Origin of the sequence: Nakamurella flavida (assembly GCF_030811475.1) — a bacterium.
In the GTDB taxonomy this organism is placed as follows: domain Bacteria; phylum Actinomycetota; class Actinomycetes; order Mycobacteriales; family Nakamurellaceae; genus Nakamurella; species Nakamurella flavida.
Window position 1 is genome coordinate 3,551,588 of the sequence record NZ_JAUSQV010000001.1, and the last position, 17,727, is coordinate 3,569,314.

Here is a 17,727-nt window from a genome sequence, read left to right on the forward strand (position 1 = left end):
CCGCACCCCGCCCCGTCCCACCGGTCCCGATAGCCTCGACGCATGTCACGAAGCGTCTACATCGCCTCGCCGGAAGGCGCCTCGGGGAAGTCCACCGTGTCGTGGGGGCTGCTGAACCTGCTGACCCAGCGCATCGGCCGGGTCGCGGTGTTCCGCCCGGTGTTCGACTCGCCGGACGAGATCGACCCCGTCGTCGAGCTGCTGCTGTCGCACCCGGCCGTCCAGCAGGAGTACGCCGACGCCGTGGGGGTCAGTTACGCGCAGTGGCACGCGGACCCGGAGGGCTCGCTGTCCGACATCGTCAACGCCTTCCGCGCACTGTCCGCGCGGTACGACCTCGTCCTGGTCCAGGGCAGTGACTACACCGATGTGACCACCGGCGGGGAGATGGCGGTGAACTCCGTCGTCGCGGCCAACCTGGGTGCCCCGGTGGTGCTCGTCGTGCACGGGCGGGACCGCACCCCGGCGCAGATCCGGGCGGCCGCGGCGGTGGCGCGGACCGAGCTCACCTCGGCCTATGCGCACCCGGTCGCCGTCATCGCCAACCGGGTCGACCCCGCCCAGCTCGACGAGGTGAAGGCGCTGCTCGCGCTGGACGGCGGGCTGGCCGTCGGGGCCATCCCGGAGATCCCGGTGCTGGTCGCGCCGACCGTCCGCGCCCTGGTGCAGGCGTGCGGCGGCCGGGTGGTGCGGGGCAACCCGGCCTGGCTGGAGCGCGAGTCGCTGGGCTTCGTGGTCGCCGCCATGTCCCTGCCCAACGTGCTGACCCGGCTCACCGAGGACTGCACCGTCATCGCCCCGGGGGACCGCTCCGACCTGCTGCCCGGGCTGATCCTCGCCCACCAGTCCGGCACCTTCCCGCACCTGTCCTGCATCGTGCTGACCGGTGGGTACGCCCCGCCGGAGCCCATCGCGCAGTTGATCGACGGCATCCAGCAGGACCTGCCCATCGTCGTCAGCGACCACGGCACGTTCGAGACGGCGTCGTTGCTGTCCGGGGTGCGCGGCCGGCTCGAGGCCGGCTCCCCGGTCAAGATGGAGACCGCCCTGCGCGCGTTCGCCGACGGGGTGGACTCCGAGGCCCTGCTGGCCGCCATGGACGTGGGCGACTCCGCGGTCACCACCCCGCTGATGTTCCAGTTCCAGCTGACCGAGCGGGCCCGGGCCGACCGCAAGCACGTGGTGCTGCCCGAGGCCGACGACGACCGGGTGCTGCGGGCGGCGGCCAGCCTGCTGCGCCTGGGCGTGGCCGATCTGACTCTGCTGGGGGAGGAGCGCGCGGTGCGTGCCCGGGCCTCGACCATCGGCGTCGACCTGTCCGGGGCGCAGGTGGTCTCGCCGCACGACCCCGAGCTGGTCGAACGGTTCGCCGCCGAGTACGCGCGGATCCGGGCGCACAAGGGGATGACGCTGGAGCGGGCGCGGGACGTCGTCACCGACGTCTCGTACTTCGGCACGATGATGGTGCACCTGGGGATGGCCGACGGCATGGTGTCCGGGGCGGCGCACACCACCGCCCACACCATCCGGCCGTCGTTCGAGATCATCCGCACCGCGCCGGGGACCGCGATCGTCTCCAGCGTCTTCCTCATGTGCCTGGCCGACCGGGTGCTGGTGTACGGCGACTGCGCGGTCAACCCCGATCCCACCGCGCAGGAGCTCGCCGACATCGCGATCTCCTCGGCGGCCACCGCCGCCCAGTTCGGGGTGCAGCCGCGGGTCGCGATGCTCTCGTACTCCACCGGGTCCTCGGGCAGCGGCGCCGACGTCGACAAGGTCCGCCAGGCCACCGAGATCGTCCGGGCCCAGCGCCCGGACCTGTCGGTGGACGGGCCGATCCAGTACGACGCGGCCGTCGATCCGACGGTGGCCGCGGCCAAGCTGCCCGACTCCCCGGTCGCCGGCCGGGCCACCGTGCTGATCTTCCCGGACCTGAACACCGGCAACAACACCTACAAGGCGGTGCAGCGCAGCGCCAACGCGGTGGCCATCGGTCCGGTGCTGCAGGGCCTGAACCGCCCGGTGAACGATCTCTCCCGCGGCGCGCTGGTCGCCGACATCGTCAACACCGTGGTGATCACCGCCGTGCAGGCCCAGGGGCACACCCCGGCCACCGACCAGGAGGCGACCTCATGACCGCAGCGTCGACCGGCACGCCCAGCACGGCGCTCGTGCTGGTGATCAACTGCGGCTCGTCCTCGATGAAGTACCAACTGGTGGAACCGGTCTCGGCCGAGGTGCTCGCCGCCGGGCTGGTCGAACGGATCGGCGAGGAGCAGGGCCGCGCGGTGCACTCCGCCGGCGGACAGGACCGCGAGTTCACCGGTCCGATCGCCGACCACGGGGCCGCGCTGGGCATCATCGCGGACCTCTTCGCCGAGTCCGGGCGTCCGCTGGACCCGGCCGGGCTGCTGGCCGTCGGGCACCGGGTGGTGCACGGCGGCGCGGTCTTCGGCGATCCCGTCCTGGTCGACGATCACGTGCTGGGGCAGATCCGGGAACTCGCGGCGTTGGCACCGCTGCACAACCCCGCTGCGGCCACCGGCATCGAGCGGGCCCGGGAGGCCTTCCCGGGCGTGCCCCAGGTCGCCGTCTTCGACACCGCCTTCTTCCGGACGCTGCCCGCCGCGGCCCACACGTACGCCATCGACGCGCAGGTGGCGGCCGAGCACCAGATCCGGCGGTACGGCTTCCACGGCACCTCCCACCAGTACGTCAGCGGGCAGGTCGCGCTCGCGCTCGGCCGGGACATCACCGACCTCGACCAGATCGTGCTGCACCTGGGCAACGGCGCTTCGGCATCCGCCGTGGCCGGCGGCATCGCGGTGGAGACGTCGATGGGGTTGACCCCGCTCGAGGGTCTGGTCATGGGCACCCGCAGCGGCGACGTCGATCCGGGTGTCCTGTTCTACCTGGCCCGGGTCGCCGGCCTGGACACCGACGGTCTGGACACCCTGCTGAACCGCCGGTCCGGGCTGCTCGGCCTGGCCGGGGTCAACGACTTCCGGGACGTGCAGACCCGGATGGACGCCGGCAACGACGCCGCCCGGCTGGCCTTCGACGTGTACTGCCACCGCGTCCGCAAGTACGTCGGCGCCTACCTGGCCGTGCTGGGCGGGGCCGACGTCATCACGTTCACCGCCGGGGTCGGCGAGAACGCGCCCGCGGTGCGCGCCGCGGTGCTCGCCGGTCTGGAACGTCTCGGGATCGAGATCGACGCGGAGCGCAATGCCGTCCGCTCGAAGGAGCCGCGGGTGATCTCCACCGACGCCAGCACGGTCACCGTGATGGTCGTCCCCACGAACGAGGAACTGGCGATCGCCAGGGCCACCGCCCAGCTGGTGCAGCAGGGGTAGTCCGGTGCCGACCGCGTGTCCGGGTCACCCGTAGGCGCGCAACCACCGTTGCATCGCCGCGTACACCGTCTCGCGGACGGCCGGGCGGGACAGCAGCAGGTCGTGCATGCCGTCGGGGATCCGCACGCAGGTCACCTGCCGACCCAGCAGCACACTGCGACGGGCCAGGGCGTGCGCGTCGAGGACGGCATCACCCCGCCAGAACTCCTCGCTCCACGTGGTGGCCCGGACGGTGTGCGTCGAGCAGAGCACGAGGACGGGCAGGGTGAGACCGAGACCGGCGTGCACACGCCGGATCCCGGCCAGGGCCGCGCCCAACCAGCCTGCGTGGATGGGGAACCCGGCCAGCTGCTTGAGGCTCACGTCGAAGTCGAACTCCCCCCGCCCGGACGTGTGGATGCTGCTGCCGTACAGCTCGGACACCCCGACCGGCACCTTGGCCAGCGGTCGGCGTCGGGCGAACGCGCCGATGGGCCGGGCCGCGGCCACCCGCAGCACCCAGGCGGCGTTCAGGTCCAGCAGGGGACTGTTCAGCATCAGGGCCCGCACCCCGGCGTCCTCGCCCCGGTCGGCGAGCCACAGGGCGGCGCTCAACCCGCCGGTGGAGTGGGCGAGCACGATCACCCGGTCGTGGCCGTCCGCCCGGATGACGGCCATCGCCGCGTCGAGATCGACGCCGTACTCGGTGAAGTCCGCGGAGTAGTGGGGGGTCTGGTACTCACGCCACGACCGGCCGCACTTGCGCAGGTCGACCGCGTAGAAGTCGGCGGGTGCGCCCGTCAGGCCCGGCCCGGCCCGTCCCGTGACCCGGTCGGCCAGTTCGGTCTGGAAGAAGTAGTCGTTGAGGCCGTGCACGTAGAGCACCGCGGTGTGGGCAGAGGCGGCAGTGTCGGCGCTGTCGGCGGGAGCGGCGCCGGCGGGGTGGACGGCCCGGCTGCGGACGACGGTGGTGACGACCGGCCCCTCGGCGTCGTCGGGCAGCGGGATGGTCCGCGCCTCGTATCCGTCGCCGAGCAGGTCCGGGACCCAGCCGCCGCCGTCCGTCTCCTGCGTCACGGTGTCCCCCCGGGAGTAGCTGTCGACGGTGCCGGACGACGGCGTCCGACCGCCGGTCAGGCTACCGGGACCGGTCGCCGCTCGGCGTCGGCGGGCAGCCGGCGGGGCAGGCGGATGGTGAAGGTCGTCCCCGTGCCCACTGTGCTCGCCAGCTCGATCGTCCCGCCGTGCGCGGTGGCGATGGCCTTGGTGATGGTCAGGCCGAGGCCGACGCCGGGCACCGCCTCGGTGCGGGCGGTGGAGGCCCGGAAGAACCGGTTGAACAGCCGGTCCAGTTCCTCCTCCGGGATGCCGATCCCGGTGTCGCGCACCGAGATGCAGACGTCCGGTTCCGCGGTCCCGGCGTCCGCGGGGGCGCTCTCCACCCGGACCCCGACGACCACCGAACCACCGGGCCGGGTGAACTTGACGGCGTTGGACAGCAGGTTGTCCACCGCCTGGCTGAGCCGCGTGGGGTCACCGAGGACGAGCACCGGCTCCGCCGGCGCCTGGACGTCCAGCGTCACCGACCGCGCCGCTGCCGCCGGGCCCGCGGTCTCCAGGGACGCCCGGACCAGGCCGGTGACATCCAGGGCCTGTTCGGAGATGTGGAACCCGCCGGACTCCACCTGCGCGGTGAACAGCAGGTCCGACACCAGCCGCAGCAGCCGGTTGGCGTTGCGTTCCACCGTGCCCAGGTAGCGCTGCTGCTCCTCGGAGAGCGGGTTGTCCGGGTCGTCGGCGACGAGTTCGAGGTAGCCCAGGATCGAGCTGAGCGGGGTCCGCAGCTCGTGCGAGATCAGGTTGACGAACTCGTCCTTGAGGCGGGACTGCTCCACCGTGGCGGTCATGTCCGTCCCGACGAACAGGAACCCGACGATCCGGCCGTGCTCGTCGCGCCGCGCGGTCACGGCGACCTGCACGGGCAGCACGGATCCGTCGGCGCGCACCTTCATCCACGCACGCACGTCGGGGATGCCCTGCCGGGCCAGGCCGACCAGGCCTTCCACCTGTTCGGGGAGGGCCCGCGGCCCCTCGGCCAGGTTCTGCGGATCGCGCCGCGTGCCGTCCCCGGTGAGTTCCTCGGCCAGGTGCATGTCGGTGATGTGCATCCGGCCGATGACGTCGACGGGCCGGTAGCCCAGCATCTTGGCCGCGCCCGCGTTGAACACGTCGATCCGGCCGGTGAGATCGCTGCCCATGATCGACTGCTCGGTCACCGCGTCCATCACGCTCTGCAGCTCCTTGGTCGATTCCCGCAGCAGGGCCGAGGTGGCGGAACTGCGGGCCGCCTGGTCGCGGGCGTGCGCCAGCAGGTCGGACTGCCGGCGGCGCAGGTCGTCGACCATGGCCAGCCGCCCCCGCAGTCGCCGGGTCAGCTCGTTGACCAGCAGCGCGGTCATCCCGAGGACCAGGGGCAGGAAGAACGCCCGCGCCCAGTCCGGGCCGGCGAGGGTCTGGGTGCCCAGGGCCGGCAGGATGGTCAACACCATGGTCAGCGGCATGGCCAGGAAGGTGGCGGTCCGGCCCGGTTCGGCGCCCAGCGAGATCGCGCACAGGATCCACAGTGATCCGTAGATGGACGCGCTCGCCCCGGTTCCGCCGCGCAGCAGCCCCACCGAGACGATGTCCAGGAGGGGCAGCACCATGGTCGCCGACGGCGGGTACCGGTCCCACGGGGTGAAGAGCGCGGCCAGGGTGGCCAGGCCGAACAGAGCCCAGGACGCGACGACCATCGTCAGATCCAGCATCTGCACGCCCGGGACCAGGAGCATCAGCTGGGCCAGCCCGAACAGCACGGCCAGCACCACCTGGCGTTCCACCGTGGTGTTGCTGTCGATGAGTCCGCCGGCCCGCTCGCCGGCCCGTCCGATCACGGCCGGGCCCCCATCGTGGTCAGCGCGGTGATCTGGGCGGCCAACGACCGCGGACTGAACGGTTTGGTGGCATAGAGGTCGGCCTGGGCGTCGTAACCCGCGGCGACCGCCTCCGCGTGCACCGCGGCGGACAGCAACATGATGCGCATGTGCTCCAGGCGGTGGTCGGCCCGGACGGCCGCGCACACCTGCAGCCCGGTCAGCCGGGGCATCGCCACGTCCAGCACCGCGAGCGCCGGGCGGTGCTCGCGGATCGCGTCCAGGGCGCTCGCCCCGTTGTCGACCGCGGCCAGCACGTCCACCCCGGCCCGTCGGGCGGCCAGCTCGATGAGGCGGCGGATGTCGGTGTCGTCGTCGGCGATCACCACTCCGGGGCCGGCCGTGGTGCCCTCGTCCGCCGTCGCAGTGCTCACCGGGCACCCTGGGCGGCCGTGTGACGGTCCAGCAGCGCGGTGACATCGGCGCGGGTGACCGGTTTGGGCAGGGTGTCGTCGGCGGGCGGGTAGTCGTGCGGGTCCAGCACCGAGCAGATGGCGATGCGGCCGCTGCCCTGGATGTGACGCAGGGTGCGGGCCAGCGCCCACCCGTCGACCCCGGGCATGCGCAGGTCGATCACGAACAGGTCGAACGCGACGTCGGCGACCAGTCGGAGGGCGTCGACGGCGCCGGCCGCCCCGTGCACCTCGCAGCCCGATCGCCGGAACCAGGCGCCCAGCAGCTCGCGCTGGTCGTCCTCGTCGTCGACCACGAGCACGGTGGTCCGTCGGGGGGGCTGCTGACGGGGGAGGAACAGCTCGGGCAGGGGCGGGACGAGCAGGTCGGGGTGGAACGGGTGGGCGGGGGCCGTTCCCGGGGTGCCGTCCGTCCGGCCCGTCCGCTCCTCCTCGGTGACCGACGCGGCCGCGGCGATCAGGCCACCCACTGCGGGTCGTGCCGATCGGAGGGGGCGAAGTGGGCCAGCGTGGGTCCGGCCGCGGCGACCAGGCCGCCGCTGTCCCGGAGGACCTCCAGCGGCTCGCAACTGCGCCCGCCGCCGAACCGGGCCCAGTAGCGCGCGGTGGCCAGCACCGACTCCGGCTGCCGGTACTCCGGGGCGGGTCGCCCGCCGCCGTCGTAGCAGGCCAGCAGGGCCAGCTTCTGTTCGGTGTACCCGTCGACCCGGACGAAGTGGGTGGGGCGGAAGTCGACGGTGCTGGACGGGGACTGGTAACACGCGAGGGCCGGGACGGATGCGGCGGCGACGACGGTGGCCTCGTGGACGGCGCGGTGGTCCTGATGACGGTCGTGGGCGGAGTGGGTGTAGACGATGGTGGGGGAGACCTCGGCGATGACCCGCTCGATGATCCGGACGGTGTCCGTCCCGGGGCTGATGCCGGTGTCCTCGAGGTCGTCGATGTACAGGCGGGCTCCGAGCAGCTCGGCGGCGGCCAGCGCCCCCTGCCGGCGGCCGCCCGAGGACGGGTCCGGCGGACCGTCGGACAGGGTGAGCACGACGACGGCGTCCCCACCCGCCCGGTGGGCGGCGAGCACTCCGCCGACCCCCATCTCGACGTCGTCGGGGTGACCCCCGATGGCCAGGACGACCTGGCCGCGGACGGTGGCGCGACGACGGCGACCGTTCTGGGCGGCCTCGGTCACGCTGCCGATCAGCTGGGCGGGCCGGAGCGGTTTGAAGAGGAACTCGTCGACCTTGTGGCGCATGGCGGTCATCGCGTAGTCGACGGAGGCGTGGGCGGTCATCACCACGACCGGCTGCAGGGGGACCCGTTCCCGGACCAGCGAGGCGAGCTCCAGACCGTTCATGCCCGGCAGTTGGATGTCCGTGAGCACCACGTCGTAGGTCGCCGCGCCGATCCGCTCCAGCGCCTGATGGGCGTCCACGGCGATCTCGGTCGTCATGCCTGCGCGCCGCGACAGCACCAGCGACAGGTACTCGGCGACATCGGGATCGTCGTCGACGATCAGGATGCGGAATGGTGCGGTCATCGGTTCCCCCTCGTGCGCAACCGTGCGGCAGGGACGCGGAGCCCCCCGACCGTTTCCGGTGCCTCTGGACTCTGACATGCAGATGCGCCCGCTGACGTCCCCCGTTGGTTCACAGTTTGTGCTCCGGATATCACTCGTCGTAACTATTGCTGCACGCCTCCACCGTCCGCTGCAACGGCGCGTGAGACCCGCCGTGGTTTGGTACCCGGACGGAGGGGGTACCCGCCCCGCGCGTGCCCGAGGTCCGAACGACGGGGCGGTCCCGATGTCGGGGCAGCTCGGCCCACCATCGGCCGGCGCTCCCGGGCCCCCGGGGTCGATGACGCTGCGTGAAGGCGGCGGGCGCGTGGACGGCGGCTCGTGCCGCCCGATCGGGCCGGTGTGTCGCCGGGCGTCCCCTGATCGGCTGTGATCCACCCGGAACAGGACGTGACCGTCGACCATCCGTCCCGCCACGGACCGCCCGCCCACCGCCCGCCCACCGCCCGCCCCACCACCCACCCGCCTCACCACCCACCCACCACCCGTCGAGCCGAAGGCGAGGCCCCGTGCCCTCCGACGCCCCATCGCGTCCCACTCCGTCCCCCGGGGTGGTCACCCTGGGCGACGTGCCCGTCGTCGGCGACGCCGCGCGCCTGCTGACCGGTCTCGCGGTGGCCGCCGCGGCCACCGGCGGGTCGGCCACGGCCGCCCTCGGCGCCGCCGTGCGCACGGGTGCGGAGCTCCCGCCCCCGGGCGCGGGCGCCACCGCGCTGCGCTGGTCCGCCCTGGCCACCCTGGCCGCCGCCGACCTCACCGCGGCCCGGGTCGCCGAGGCCCATCTCGACGCCCTCGCGATCCTGGCCGAGGCGGGTGACCCGGACCTGCCCGGCGTTCCGGGGGTCGGCGCCGACTCCAGCTGGGGGGTGTTCGCGGCCGAGGGTCCCGGGGTCCGGGTGGACGCCCGGGCCACCGGCAGCGGTGCCGACGACGGAGCCGGCGGGGGTGCCGACAGCGGTGTCGGCAGGGGTGCCGACGAGGGGAGCTGGGTGCTGGACGGCACCAAGCCCTGGTGCTCGTTGGCGGGGTCGCTCAGCCACGCGCTGATCACCGCCCACACCCCGGACGGCCGGCGCCTGTTCGCGGTGACCCTCCAGGACGGGGCCGGCCCCACCGCGACCGTCCGCGTACACCAGGACGGGTGGGTGTCGCGGGGGCTGGCCGACGTCCGCTCGGGCCCCATCGACCTGCTGGGCGCGCCCGGTGCGCCCGTCGGCGCGGCCGGGTGGTACCTGCAACGTCCCGGGTTCGCCTGGGGCGGGATGGGCGTGGCGGCCTGCTGGTACGGCGGCGCCGTCGGGATCGCCCGCGCGCTGCGTCGGGCCGTGGCCGAACCCGGGCACCGGGCGGGCGACCAGATCGGCCAGATGCACCTGGGCGCGGTGGACGCGCAGCTGTTCGCGGCCCGCACGGTGCTGGCCGCGGCGGCATCCGCGATCGACGCCGGCCGGGCCGACGGGGCGGCCGGGGCCGTGCTCGCCCTGCGGGTGCGGGCGGTGGTGGCCTCGGCCGCGCAGACCGCGCTGGACCGGGCCGCCCGCTGTCTCGGGCCGGCCCCGCTCGCGCTGGACGAGGAGCACGCCCGTCGGGTCGCGGATCTGCAGATCTACCTTCGACAGCAGCACGCCGAGCGGGACGACGCGGCCCTGGGGCGACAGGTGTCCACGACGGCAGCAGAGACGGGAGCGGGATGGTGAGCGAGGCACCGGAGTTCGACCACCGGGACCAGGGCACGGCCGAGGGACTGTGGCGGGAGGCCCTGCCGGGACTGATCGGGCCCCTGGACGACGCCGGTCTCGAGCACCTCGTGGTGCTCGCCGCCCATCCCGACGACGAGAGCCTGGGCGCCGGTGGACTGCTCGCCCGGGCGGCGGCCCGGGGCATCGACGTCACGGTGATCATCGCGACCTCGGGCGAGGGGTCGCACCCGGAATCTCCCACCCACACCCCGGCCGGCCTGGCCGAGGTCCGCGAGGCCGAGGCCCGGGCGGCGGTGGCCGTGCTCGCCCCGACCGCGGCGCTGCAGTTCCTGCGCCTGCCCGACGGCGGGCTGGCCGGTCACGCCGTCGAGCTGACCCGGGCGCTCGAACGGCGGGTGGCGGCCGGCGGCACCGGGACGTGGCTGGCCGCACCGCTGCGCGGGGACGGGCACACCGATCACGACGCCGCCGGGCTGGCGGCCGCCGATGTCGCCGAGCGCACCGGCTGCGCCCTGCTGGAGTACCCGATCTGGTTGTGGCACTGGGGTTCTCCGGGCAATGCCCTGCTGACGGGAGCGGTCGCCCTGACGCTGACCGGGTCCGAGCTGGAGACCAAGCGCCGGGCCCTGCAGGACTACCGCAGTCAGGTGCTGCCGCTGTCCGACGCTCCCGGGGACGAGGCGGTGGTGCCGCCGGCGTTCCGCGAGCACTTCGACCGCGACGTCGAGGTGTTCCTGGTTTCCGGACTGGGAGCCGGCAGCCGGGTCGCCGCGTCCGGTGGTGCCCGTGGCGGGGAGAGCCTGGACCGGGCCTTCTTCGACGACTTCTACACCGGCGGCGCGGACCCGTGGGGGTTCGAGGACCGGTGGTACGAGCGCCGCAAGCGGGCGGTGACCCTCGCCGCGCTGCCCCGGGCGCGCTTCCGTCGGGCGTTCGAACCGGGCTGCTCGATCGGCGTGCTGACCGCGGAGCTGGCGCCCCGGTGCGACGAGCTGCTGTCCACCGACATCGCGCAGGCCCCGCTGGAGCGGGCCCGGCAGCGGCTCGCCGGGTCGCCGCACGTCCGCTTCGAGCAGCGGACGGTCCCGCGGGACTGGCCGGCGGGGCTGTTCGACCTGATCGTCGTCTCCGAGATCGGCTACTACTGCTCGCGGGCCGATCTGGCCGAGCTGGTCCGCCGGTCGGCGGAGGCGCTGACCCCCGACGGGGTGCTGCTGACCTGCCACTGGCGGCATCCGGTGGCCGACTACCCGCTGCGCGGCGACGAGGTGCAGGCCGCGTTCCGCGCGTCGTCGGGGCTGACGGTGATCGCCGAGCACGTCGAGGCCGATTTCCGGCTGGACCTGCTGGTCCGACCGGTGTCCCGTCCCGGGATCGGGTCGTGAACGCACCCCGGCGGAACGACCGGCGCATCGACGTGGTGGCGGTGGTGGTCCCCGCGCGTGACGAGCAGGACCGGTTGCCCGGGTGCCTGCTGGCGCTGTCCGCCGCGGCCCGCGCCGTGCAGGCCCTCCCCGTCGCACCCCGCGTGCGGGTGCTGGTCGTGCAGGACCGGTGCACCGACGGGACCGGGCGGGTGGTCGCGTCCTGGCCGGAGGTGGAGACGGTGCTGACCTCGGTCGGCCGGGTCGGCGGCGCCCGCGCCGCCGGCATCGCCCGGATCCTGCAGACCGAGGCGGCCGCCGGGGTGCCGGCCGAACGGGTCTGGATCGCCTGCACGGACGCCGACTCGCTGGTCCCCGCCACCTGGCTGCACACGCACCTGCGGCACGCCCGGGCCGGTGACGACCTCCTGCTGGGCATGGTGCGGCTGCACGGCGACGACCTCTCCGCCGCGGCCATGCGGGACTTCGCGGCCCGACACCCGGCCCGCGACGGACATCCGCACGTGCACGGCGCCAACCTCGGGGTCCGGGGGGACGCCTACCGCGCCGCCGGCGGTTTCCCCGATGTCGCCGAGCACGAGGACGTGCTGCTGAGCCGGGCGGTCCGGGACGGCGGCGGGCGGGTCGCCGCCGTCGCCGCCAGTCCGGTGCTCACCAGTGCCCGCCTGCACGGTCGGCTGGCCGGGGGGATGTCCGGCTACCTCCGCGAGATGGTCGCCTCGGTGGAACCGCGGTGGCGGCCGTCCGCCTGAGCCCGGCCGCCCGGCCGCCCGGCCGTTCCGGGTCGGGGCTCAGCCGACGGCGGCGACCGCCTGCTCGACGGCGATGTCGCCTCCGATCAGCTCCAGGGTGTGCCCGGCGGTCTCCGGGCGGTCCAGCAGGGCCAGCAGCACCGCGGCGACGTCCTCGCGGGGCACCTCGCCGGGCGCCGGCTCTGCGCTCAGGGCCACCCGGCCGGTCCCGGCCCCATCGGTCAGTCGGCCCGGCCGGAGCACCGTCCAGTCCAGGTCACGGGCGCGCAGGTCGTCGTCGGCGGCCCTCTTCGCCGCCATGTAGGCCGTGAACACCTCGCCCCAGCCGGGATCGGCGGGGCCGTCCGCGCCGGCGGCGGAGACCATCAGGTACCGGCGGACGCCGGCCGCCTGCGCCGCATCGGCGAGCAGCACCGCCCCGCCGCGGTCCACGGTGTCCTTGCGGGCGGCTCCGCTGTCCGGACCGGCACCCGCGGCGAAGACGACCGCGTCCGCTCCGCGCAGCGTGCCGACCAGGTCGTCGGCGGTGTCGTTCTCCAGGTCGAACCGTTCCGGGTTCGCGCCCACCGCGAGCAGGTCGTCGTCGTGATCGTGTCCGCGGACCAGGCCGATGACCCGGTCACCCCGCTCGGCCAGCAGGCGGGACAGGGCCAGGGCGATCTTGCCGTGGCCTCCGGCGATGACGACGTTCATGAGAACTCCTCTGCTCCGGATGTCCGGTCCGGCTGCCGGCCGGGCCCGCGCACCCGGCGAATCCGGTCACGGTAGGCCGCGTCGGCGGACCATGATCGGACAGGTCGGGCGGGGCCGCCCTCGGCGTAGCGTCCCGGACGTGCCCGCGCAGGTCGCGAGGGCGTCCGGCATTCGGAGAGGACGGCCACCGAGATGGCTACCGCAACCTGGAACGGCGTGGTGATCGCGGAGAGCGACGCCACCGAGATCGTCGAGGGCAACCACTACTTCCCGGCCGACTCGGTCCGGCAGGACGTGCTGGTGCCCAGCGCCACCACGACCGTGTGCCCCTGGAAGGGCACGGCGTCGTACTGGACGCTGTCCGTGGACGGCGAGCAGAACACCGACGCGGCCTGGTTCTACCCGGAGCCCAAGGAGGCCGCGGCGCAGATCGCCGGGCACGTCGCGTTCTGGAAGGGCGTCACCGTCACCGACTGATCGGTGCCGCCCCGGGCGCCCGGGGAAATGAGGTCGGGGACGGTCGCTGCCGGCTGGCAGGATCGCGGCCATGAGTGCCACGTTGATCGCCCGCGGGGTCGGGGTCGCCCATGGTGACCGCACCGTGTTCGCCGGGTTGGACCTGACGGTCGGGCCGGGCGACGTGGTCGGCCTGGTCGGGGCGAACGGGGCCGGCAAGTCGACCCTGCTGCGGCTGCTGGCCGGGCTGACCGCCCCCGACGAGGGCACCCTGGACCTCGCTCCGGCCGACGCGACCGTCGGCTACCTGCCGCAGGAGGTCGAGCGGCGGGCCGGCGAGGACGTCGTGGAGTTCCTCACCCGCTCCACCGGGGTCGGTGCCGCGCAGGCCGAGATGGACGCCGCGGCCGAGGATCTCGGTGCCGGCGTGGACGGCGCCGACGACCGGTACGCCATCGCCCTGGACCGGTGGCTGGCCCTGGGCGCGGCCGATCTGGACGAGCGGATCGACGCCGCCCTCGTCGAGGTCGGGCTGGTGCCGGTGAGCGGCGAGCCGGCCCGCGATCTGGCCATGACGGCGCTGTCCGGCGGGCAGGCGGCCCGGGTCGGTCTGGCCCTGCTGCTGCTCGCCCGGTTCGAGGTGTTCCTGCTGGACGAGCCGACCAACGATCTGGACCTGGACGGCCTGGACCGGCTCGAGCGCTTCGTCCAGGAGCGGGCCGCGGGCGGGTCGACGGTGGTGCTGGTCTCGCACGACCGCGAGTTCCTGGCCCGCTGCGTGACGATCGTCGTGGAGCTCGATCTGGCCCAGCAGCAGATCGCCGTCTACCGCGGCGGCTACCAGGCCTATCTGGCCGAGCGGGAGGTCGCCCGCCGGCACGCCCGGGAGGCCTACGAGGAGTACGCCGAGCGCAAGTCCGACCTGCAGGAGCGCGGCCGCACGCAGCGGGCGTGGATGGACAAGGGCCTGCGTGCAGCGGCGAAGAAGTCCAAGGACAACGACAAGATCAGCCGCGGGCACCGGGTCGAGCAGACCGAGAAGCAGGCGGCCAAGGCCAGTCAGACCGACCGGCTGATCGAGCGGCTCACCGAGGTGGCCGAGCCGCGCAAGGAATGGACCCTGCAGTACTCCATCAAGGCCGCCGCGCGGTCGGGCAGCGTGGTGCTGGCCGCCCGCGGTGCCACGGTCCGGCGGGGCGAGTTCGTCCTGGGGCCGGTCGATCTGCAGATCGACGCGGGGGACCGGATCGCGGTGACCGGCCCGAACGGCGGCGGCAAGAGCACCCTGCTGGCCCTGCTGCTCGGCCGGCTGGCCCCGGACACCGGCACCGTGACCCGGGGGTCCTCGGTGGCGATCGGGGAGATCGACCAGGCGCGCGCGTTGCTGGGCACCGCCGCCGGCGGGGGCGGCAGCCTGCTGGCCGCGTTCGAGGTGCTGCTGCCGGACGAGCGCCCGGAGGAGATCCGCACCCTGCTGGCGAAGTTCGGGCTGGGCGCCGACCACGTCGTCCGGGACGACTCGTCGCTGTCGCCGGGGGAGCGCACCCGCGCCGCCCTCGCCCTCCTGCAGGCCCGTGGGGTGAATCTGCTGGTGCTCGACGAGCCCACCAACCACCTGGACCTGCCGGCCATCGAGCAGCTGGAGCAGGCGTTGAACGCTTACCCGGGCACCTTCCTGCTGGTCACCCACGATCGCCGGATGCTGGAGACGGTCCGGGTCGACCGGCGCTGGGACGTCCGGGCGGGACGGGTCACCGAGAGCTGATCCGGGCGCGGCCGGGGACCGCGGGGGCGGGACCGGCGGCCGGTCCCGGCGCGGGGCATGATCGGGGGGTGCCCGACTGGATCGCCCTGCTGATCCCGCTCGTGCCGTTGCTCGCGCTGATGGTCATCCTGTTCGTCGCCGCCCGCCGGGCCCGGGTCCGGCGGCGCATCGCCACTGTCCCGCGGGGCTGGATCCGCACCCTCGGGGTGGTGGTCAGCGAGCGCGAGTTCTCCCGTTCGCAACTGGACCTGCACGGCGACCGGTTCCGGGTCCAGGTCCGGCAACCGGTGATCAGCTTCAAGGACCCGGCCGGCCGGGAGATCACCTTCCCCTCGCGCATCTTCGCCGCGGCCATGCCCCGGCCCGGGGCGTTCGTCGAGGTGCTCTACGACCCCACCGACCCCACCCGGGCGCGCATCGCCCCGGAGTCGGTGCCCACCGTGGGCCGATCGGTCTCCACCTGGACCCTGGTGGTCGGCATGGTGGTGGCCGTCGTGCTCTTCCTCGGTGTCCTGGCCACCGGGATCGCCTTCCTCAACGCCTGACGGGCCCACCGTGGTGCGGTCGGTGGGCGGCGTCAGCCCGCCGGCGGCGTCGGGCGGACGACCGTGTCCACGTATCGCGTCGCCGGTGTCGACCAGCGCGTGTGCAGGCTGCTGAACACCCGCCAGGCCGCCGCCCCCGGCCAGTCCGCCGGCAGCAGACCGATCGGGAGGCCCGGGTCCAGCCGGGGGAACTGGCGCCAGTGGTCGACCAGGTGCAGGTGGTCGGCGAAGACGCGCCCGTCGGTCGCCGGCCGGACCGCGGGGGAATCGGGGTCGACGCGGCCGCCGGTCTCCCAGTCGCCGAGGAAGTCCCGGTACATCGCGGCCAGGCCGGCCAGGTCCCACCACTGCGCGACCGGGGCAGGATCCGGTCCGTGTCCGGTGAACCAGGTGACGAACCGGTCCAGATCGGCGTCCCGCAGCTGCTCACGGGCGGGTGCGGCCAGGTTCGCCGGCGCCACCCACACCCCGGGGCCGACCGTCCCGAAGCCCAGCCAGGTCAGTTCGGCCCGCAGCCGGTGCCGGGCGGCGCGGTCGGTCTCCGGGACGGAGAACACGGCCAGCACCCAACCGGCGCTCACGTCGGCGTCGAACGCGCCGTACCGGAAGATCCGCCCGTCCCCGCGGGCCAGGTCGGCCGCCCCGGCCCCGGTGAGCAGGTAGCCCGCCACGCCCCCGCGGCTCTGCGCGGCCAGCAGCCCGCGGGCCTTGATGCGGACCAGGGCCTGTCGGACGGCCGGCCCGCCGACTCCGGCGGGCGCCAGGACGGCGATCAGGTCGGCCACGGCGATCCAGCCGCCCAGCCGGCGCAGGTGCAGCCCGGCGAAGGTCTCGATCAGCGAGCCCGGCGTGCGGCGCCCCGGCGCCGTCACCGACCGATCTCGCGCATCACCGCCAGCGCGTCCCAGACCTCGACGAAGGACGCCGGCAGCGGGGAGACCCCCAGGCGCACCACGTCCGGGGTCCGGAAGTCCGGCAGCACACCGGCTTCCACGAGGGCGGCGCACACCTGGCGGGCGTCGGCGCGGGCGACGCTGACGTGCCCACCGCGGCGGGCCGGGTCCCGCGGCGAGGCCAGCGTGAAACCCTCCGGGGCCAACCAGGAGTCGGCCAGTTCGACGACGAGCTCGGTGAGGGCGACGGCCTTCGCGCGGACGGCCGGCATGCCGGCCTCGGCGATGACCCGGGCGCCCTCGCGGACGGCGAGCACCCCGGGGATCGAGGGCGTCCCGGACATCATCGAGCGGATGCCCGGAGCGGGCCGGTAACCCTGTTCCATCTCGAACGGGTCGGCCCGGCCGAGCCAGCCCCACAGCGGTTGGTCGAGCCGGTCGTGGTGCCGGGCGGCGGCGTAGAGGAAGGCGGGCGCGCCGGGTCCCGCGCCGACGAACTTGTAGGTGCAGCCGACGGCGAAATCGACCTCCCAGGCGTCCAACTCGATCTCGCAGGCACCGACCGAGTGGCAGAGGTCCCAGACCACGAGCGCCCCGGCACGGTGGGTGGCCGCGGTGATCGCAGCGGCGTCGGCGAGATGGCCGGAACGGTAGGCGACGTGGCTGAGCGCGACGACGGCCACGCGCTCGTCCAGCACCTCGGCCAGGGCGTCCACGGTGACCCCGCCGTCCACCGAACCGGGCAGCCAGGCGATCTCCAGGCCGAGGTCGCGCACGACGGACTCGACCACGAACCGGTTGGTGGGGAAGTGGTCCCGGTCGATGACGATGCGGGTGCGGTCGGGACGCAGGGCGAGCGCGGCCCGCAGGGTCTTGTAGAAGTTGATCGTGGTGGAGTCCGCGATCAGCGTCTGCCCGGCGGCGGCGCCCAGGGTGGCGGCCGCGAGCTCGTCGCCGACCTGTTCGGGCAGCTCCATCCAGCCCTCGCTCCAGCCGCGGATCAGTCGCCCCGCCCACTGCTCCCGGATGAAGGCGTCGGACCGCTCCGCGATGGCGGCCAGTGGGCGGCCGAGGGAGTTGCCGTCCAGGTAGGCCGTCACCCCCGGGGCCAGCGGGAGATACCGGTCGCGGAAGTGCGCCAGCGGGTCGGCCACGTCCAGGGCGGCGGCGTCCTCGCGGCTGGTGGCGGTGGCGGGCAGGGTGCTGGTCACGGGTTCGGCGCCTCTCGGGTGGGCGGTGCTGGTC

At 74.3% G+C, this 17,727-nt stretch carries 16 protein-coding genes; 8 read left to right on the forward strand and 8 right to left on the reverse strand.

The features are described from left to right. Positions 1-42: 42 nt before the first annotated feature. On the forward strand, positions 43-2,136 hold the full coding sequence (pta, locus tag J2S58_RS15755) for a phosphate acetyltransferase (protein WP_205256491.1): 2,094 nt from the start codon (positions 43-45) through the stop codon (positions 2,134-2,136). Beyond that, positions 2,133-3,356, forward strand: coding sequence for an acetate kinase (locus J2S58_RS15760; protein ID WP_205256490.1), 1,224 nt, complete (start codon positions 2,133-2,135; stop codon positions 3,354-3,356). Before pta ends, J2S58_RS15760 begins: the two co-directional genes overlap by 4 nt. A 24-nt stretch (positions 3,357-3,380) precedes the next feature. On the opposite strand, the gene J2S58_RS15765 is transcribed toward J2S58_RS15760, so the two are convergent. The 5 genes from J2S58_RS15765 to J2S58_RS15785 are packed head-to-tail and all read right to left on the reverse strand — an operon-like array spanning position 3,381 to position 8,254. Continuing rightward, complete coding sequence (locus J2S58_RS15765) at positions 3,381-4,412, reverse strand: alpha/beta hydrolase (protein WP_205256489.1); 1,032 nt, start codon at positions 4,410-4,412, stop codon at positions 3,381-3,383. Positions 4,413-4,468: 56 nt separating this feature from the next. Continuing rightward, a complete protein-coding gene (locus J2S58_RS15770) occupies positions 4,469-6,268 on the reverse strand; it encodes a PAS domain-containing sensor histidine kinase (protein ID WP_205256488.1) in 1,800 nt (599 codons plus the stop codon). Then, positions 6,265-6,681 (reverse strand): response regulator transcription factor, encoded by a 417-nt coding sequence (locus J2S58_RS15775; protein WP_205256487.1) that lies wholly within the window; start codon positions 6,679-6,681, stop codon positions 6,265-6,267. The genes J2S58_RS15770 and J2S58_RS15775 overlap by 4 nt, the downstream gene beginning before the upstream one ends. Further along, the gene (locus J2S58_RS15780; RefSeq protein ID WP_205256486.1) at positions 6,678-7,190 is read right to left on the reverse strand and encodes a response regulator; all 513 of its coding nucleotides are present in this window, start codon (positions 7,188-7,190) and stop codon (positions 6,678-6,680) included. The genes J2S58_RS15775 and J2S58_RS15780 overlap by 4 nt, the downstream gene beginning before the upstream one ends. Beyond that, a complete protein-coding gene (locus tag J2S58_RS15785) occupies positions 7,178-8,254 on the reverse strand; it encodes a response regulator (RefSeq protein ID WP_205256485.1) in 1,077 nt (358 codons plus the stop codon). The genes J2S58_RS15780 and J2S58_RS15785 overlap by 13 nt, the downstream gene beginning before the upstream one ends. A 608-nt stretch (positions 8,255-8,862) precedes the next feature. Between J2S58_RS15785 and J2S58_RS15790 the strand changes: the two genes are divergently transcribed. Genes J2S58_RS15790 through J2S58_RS15800 form a run of 3 tightly spaced genes read left to right on the forward strand, consistent with a single transcriptional unit; the run spans position 8,863 to position 12,130 of the window. Further along, positions 8,863-9,990: an acyl-CoA/acyl-ACP dehydrogenase gene (locus J2S58_RS15790; protein WP_205256484.1), complete on the forward strand. Its 1,128-nt coding sequence runs from the start codon at positions 8,863-8,865 to the stop codon at positions 9,988-9,990. Further along, on the forward strand, positions 9,987-11,378 hold the full coding sequence (locus J2S58_RS15795; RefSeq protein WP_306828855.1) for a PIG-L family deacetylase: 1,392 nt from the start codon (positions 9,987-9,989) through the stop codon (positions 11,376-11,378). The genes J2S58_RS15790 and J2S58_RS15795 overlap by 4 nt, the downstream gene beginning before the upstream one ends. Continuing rightward, on the forward strand, positions 11,375-12,130 hold the full coding sequence (locus J2S58_RS15800) for a glycosyltransferase family 2 protein (RefSeq protein ID WP_205256482.1): 756 nt from the start codon (positions 11,375-11,377) through the stop codon (positions 12,128-12,130). The genes J2S58_RS15795 and J2S58_RS15800 overlap by 4 nt, the downstream gene beginning before the upstream one ends. A gap of 39 nt (positions 12,131-12,169) precedes the next feature. Here the strand turns inward: J2S58_RS15800 and J2S58_RS15805 are convergent, their stop codons facing one another. After that, the gene (locus J2S58_RS15805) at positions 12,170-12,823 is read right to left on the reverse strand and encodes an SDR family oxidoreductase (RefSeq protein ID WP_205256481.1); all 654 of its coding nucleotides are present in this window, start codon (positions 12,821-12,823) and stop codon (positions 12,170-12,172) included. Positions 12,824-13,015: 192 nt separating this feature from the next. Here J2S58_RS15805 and J2S58_RS15810 point away from each other — a divergent pair, with 192 nt between their 5' ends. From J2S58_RS15810 to J2S58_RS15820, 3 genes are all read left to right on the forward strand, one after another. After that, a complete protein-coding gene (locus J2S58_RS15810; protein WP_205256480.1) occupies positions 13,016-13,300 on the forward strand; it encodes a DUF427 domain-containing protein in 285 nt (94 codons plus the stop codon). Positions 13,301-13,370: 70 nt separating this feature from the next. Beyond that, on the forward strand, positions 13,371-15,044 hold the full coding sequence (locus tag J2S58_RS15815) for an ABC-F family ATP-binding cassette domain-containing protein (RefSeq protein WP_205256479.1): 1,674 nt from the start codon (positions 13,371-13,373) through the stop codon (positions 15,042-15,044). A 68-nt stretch (positions 15,045-15,112) separates the two neighbouring features. Further along, positions 15,113-15,589, forward strand: a complete 477-nt coding sequence (locus J2S58_RS15820; RefSeq protein ID WP_205256478.1) for a DUF3592 domain-containing protein — start codon at positions 15,113-15,115, stop codon at positions 15,587-15,589. A 32-nt stretch (positions 15,590-15,621) separates the two neighbouring features. Here the strand turns inward: J2S58_RS15820 and J2S58_RS15825 are convergent, their stop codons facing one another. Next, complete coding sequence (locus J2S58_RS15825; RefSeq protein WP_205256477.1) at positions 15,622-16,461, reverse strand: PaaX family transcriptional regulator; 840 nt, start codon at positions 16,459-16,461, stop codon at positions 15,622-15,624. Continuing rightward, a complete protein-coding gene (gene kynU, locus J2S58_RS15830) occupies positions 16,458-17,693 on the reverse strand; it encodes a kynureninase (protein ID WP_205256476.1) in 1,236 nt (411 codons plus the stop codon). The genes J2S58_RS15825 and kynU overlap by 4 nt, the downstream gene beginning before the upstream one ends. Between the last annotated feature and the right edge of the window lie 34 nt (positions 17,694-17,727).

What these genes read in the sequence shown, in the direction of transcription:
- pta (WP_205256491.1), top strand. Translation starts at nt 43, where the DNA reads ATGTCACGAAGCGTCTACATCGCCTCGCCGGAAGGCGCCTCGGGGAAG.
- J2S58_RS15805 (WP_205256481.1), bottom strand. Translation starts at nt 12,823, where the DNA reads ATGAACGTCGTCATCGCCGGAGGCCACGGCAAGATCGCCCTGGCCCTG.
- J2S58_RS15815 (WP_205256479.1), top strand. Translation starts at nt 13,371, where the DNA reads ATGAGTGCCACGTTGATCGCCCGCGGGGTCGGGGTCGCCCATGGTGAC.
- J2S58_RS15810 (WP_205256480.1), top strand. Translation starts at nt 13,016, where the DNA reads ATGGCTACCGCAACCTGGAACGGCGTGGTGATCGCGGAGAGCGACGCC.
- J2S58_RS15785 (WP_205256485.1), bottom strand. Translation starts at nt 8,254, where the DNA reads ATGACCGCACCATTCCGCATCCTGATCGTCGACGACGATCCCGATGTC.
- J2S58_RS15760 (WP_205256490.1), top strand. Translation starts at nt 2,133, where the DNA reads ATGACCGCAGCGTCGACCGGCACGCCCAGCACGGCGCTCGTGCTGGTG.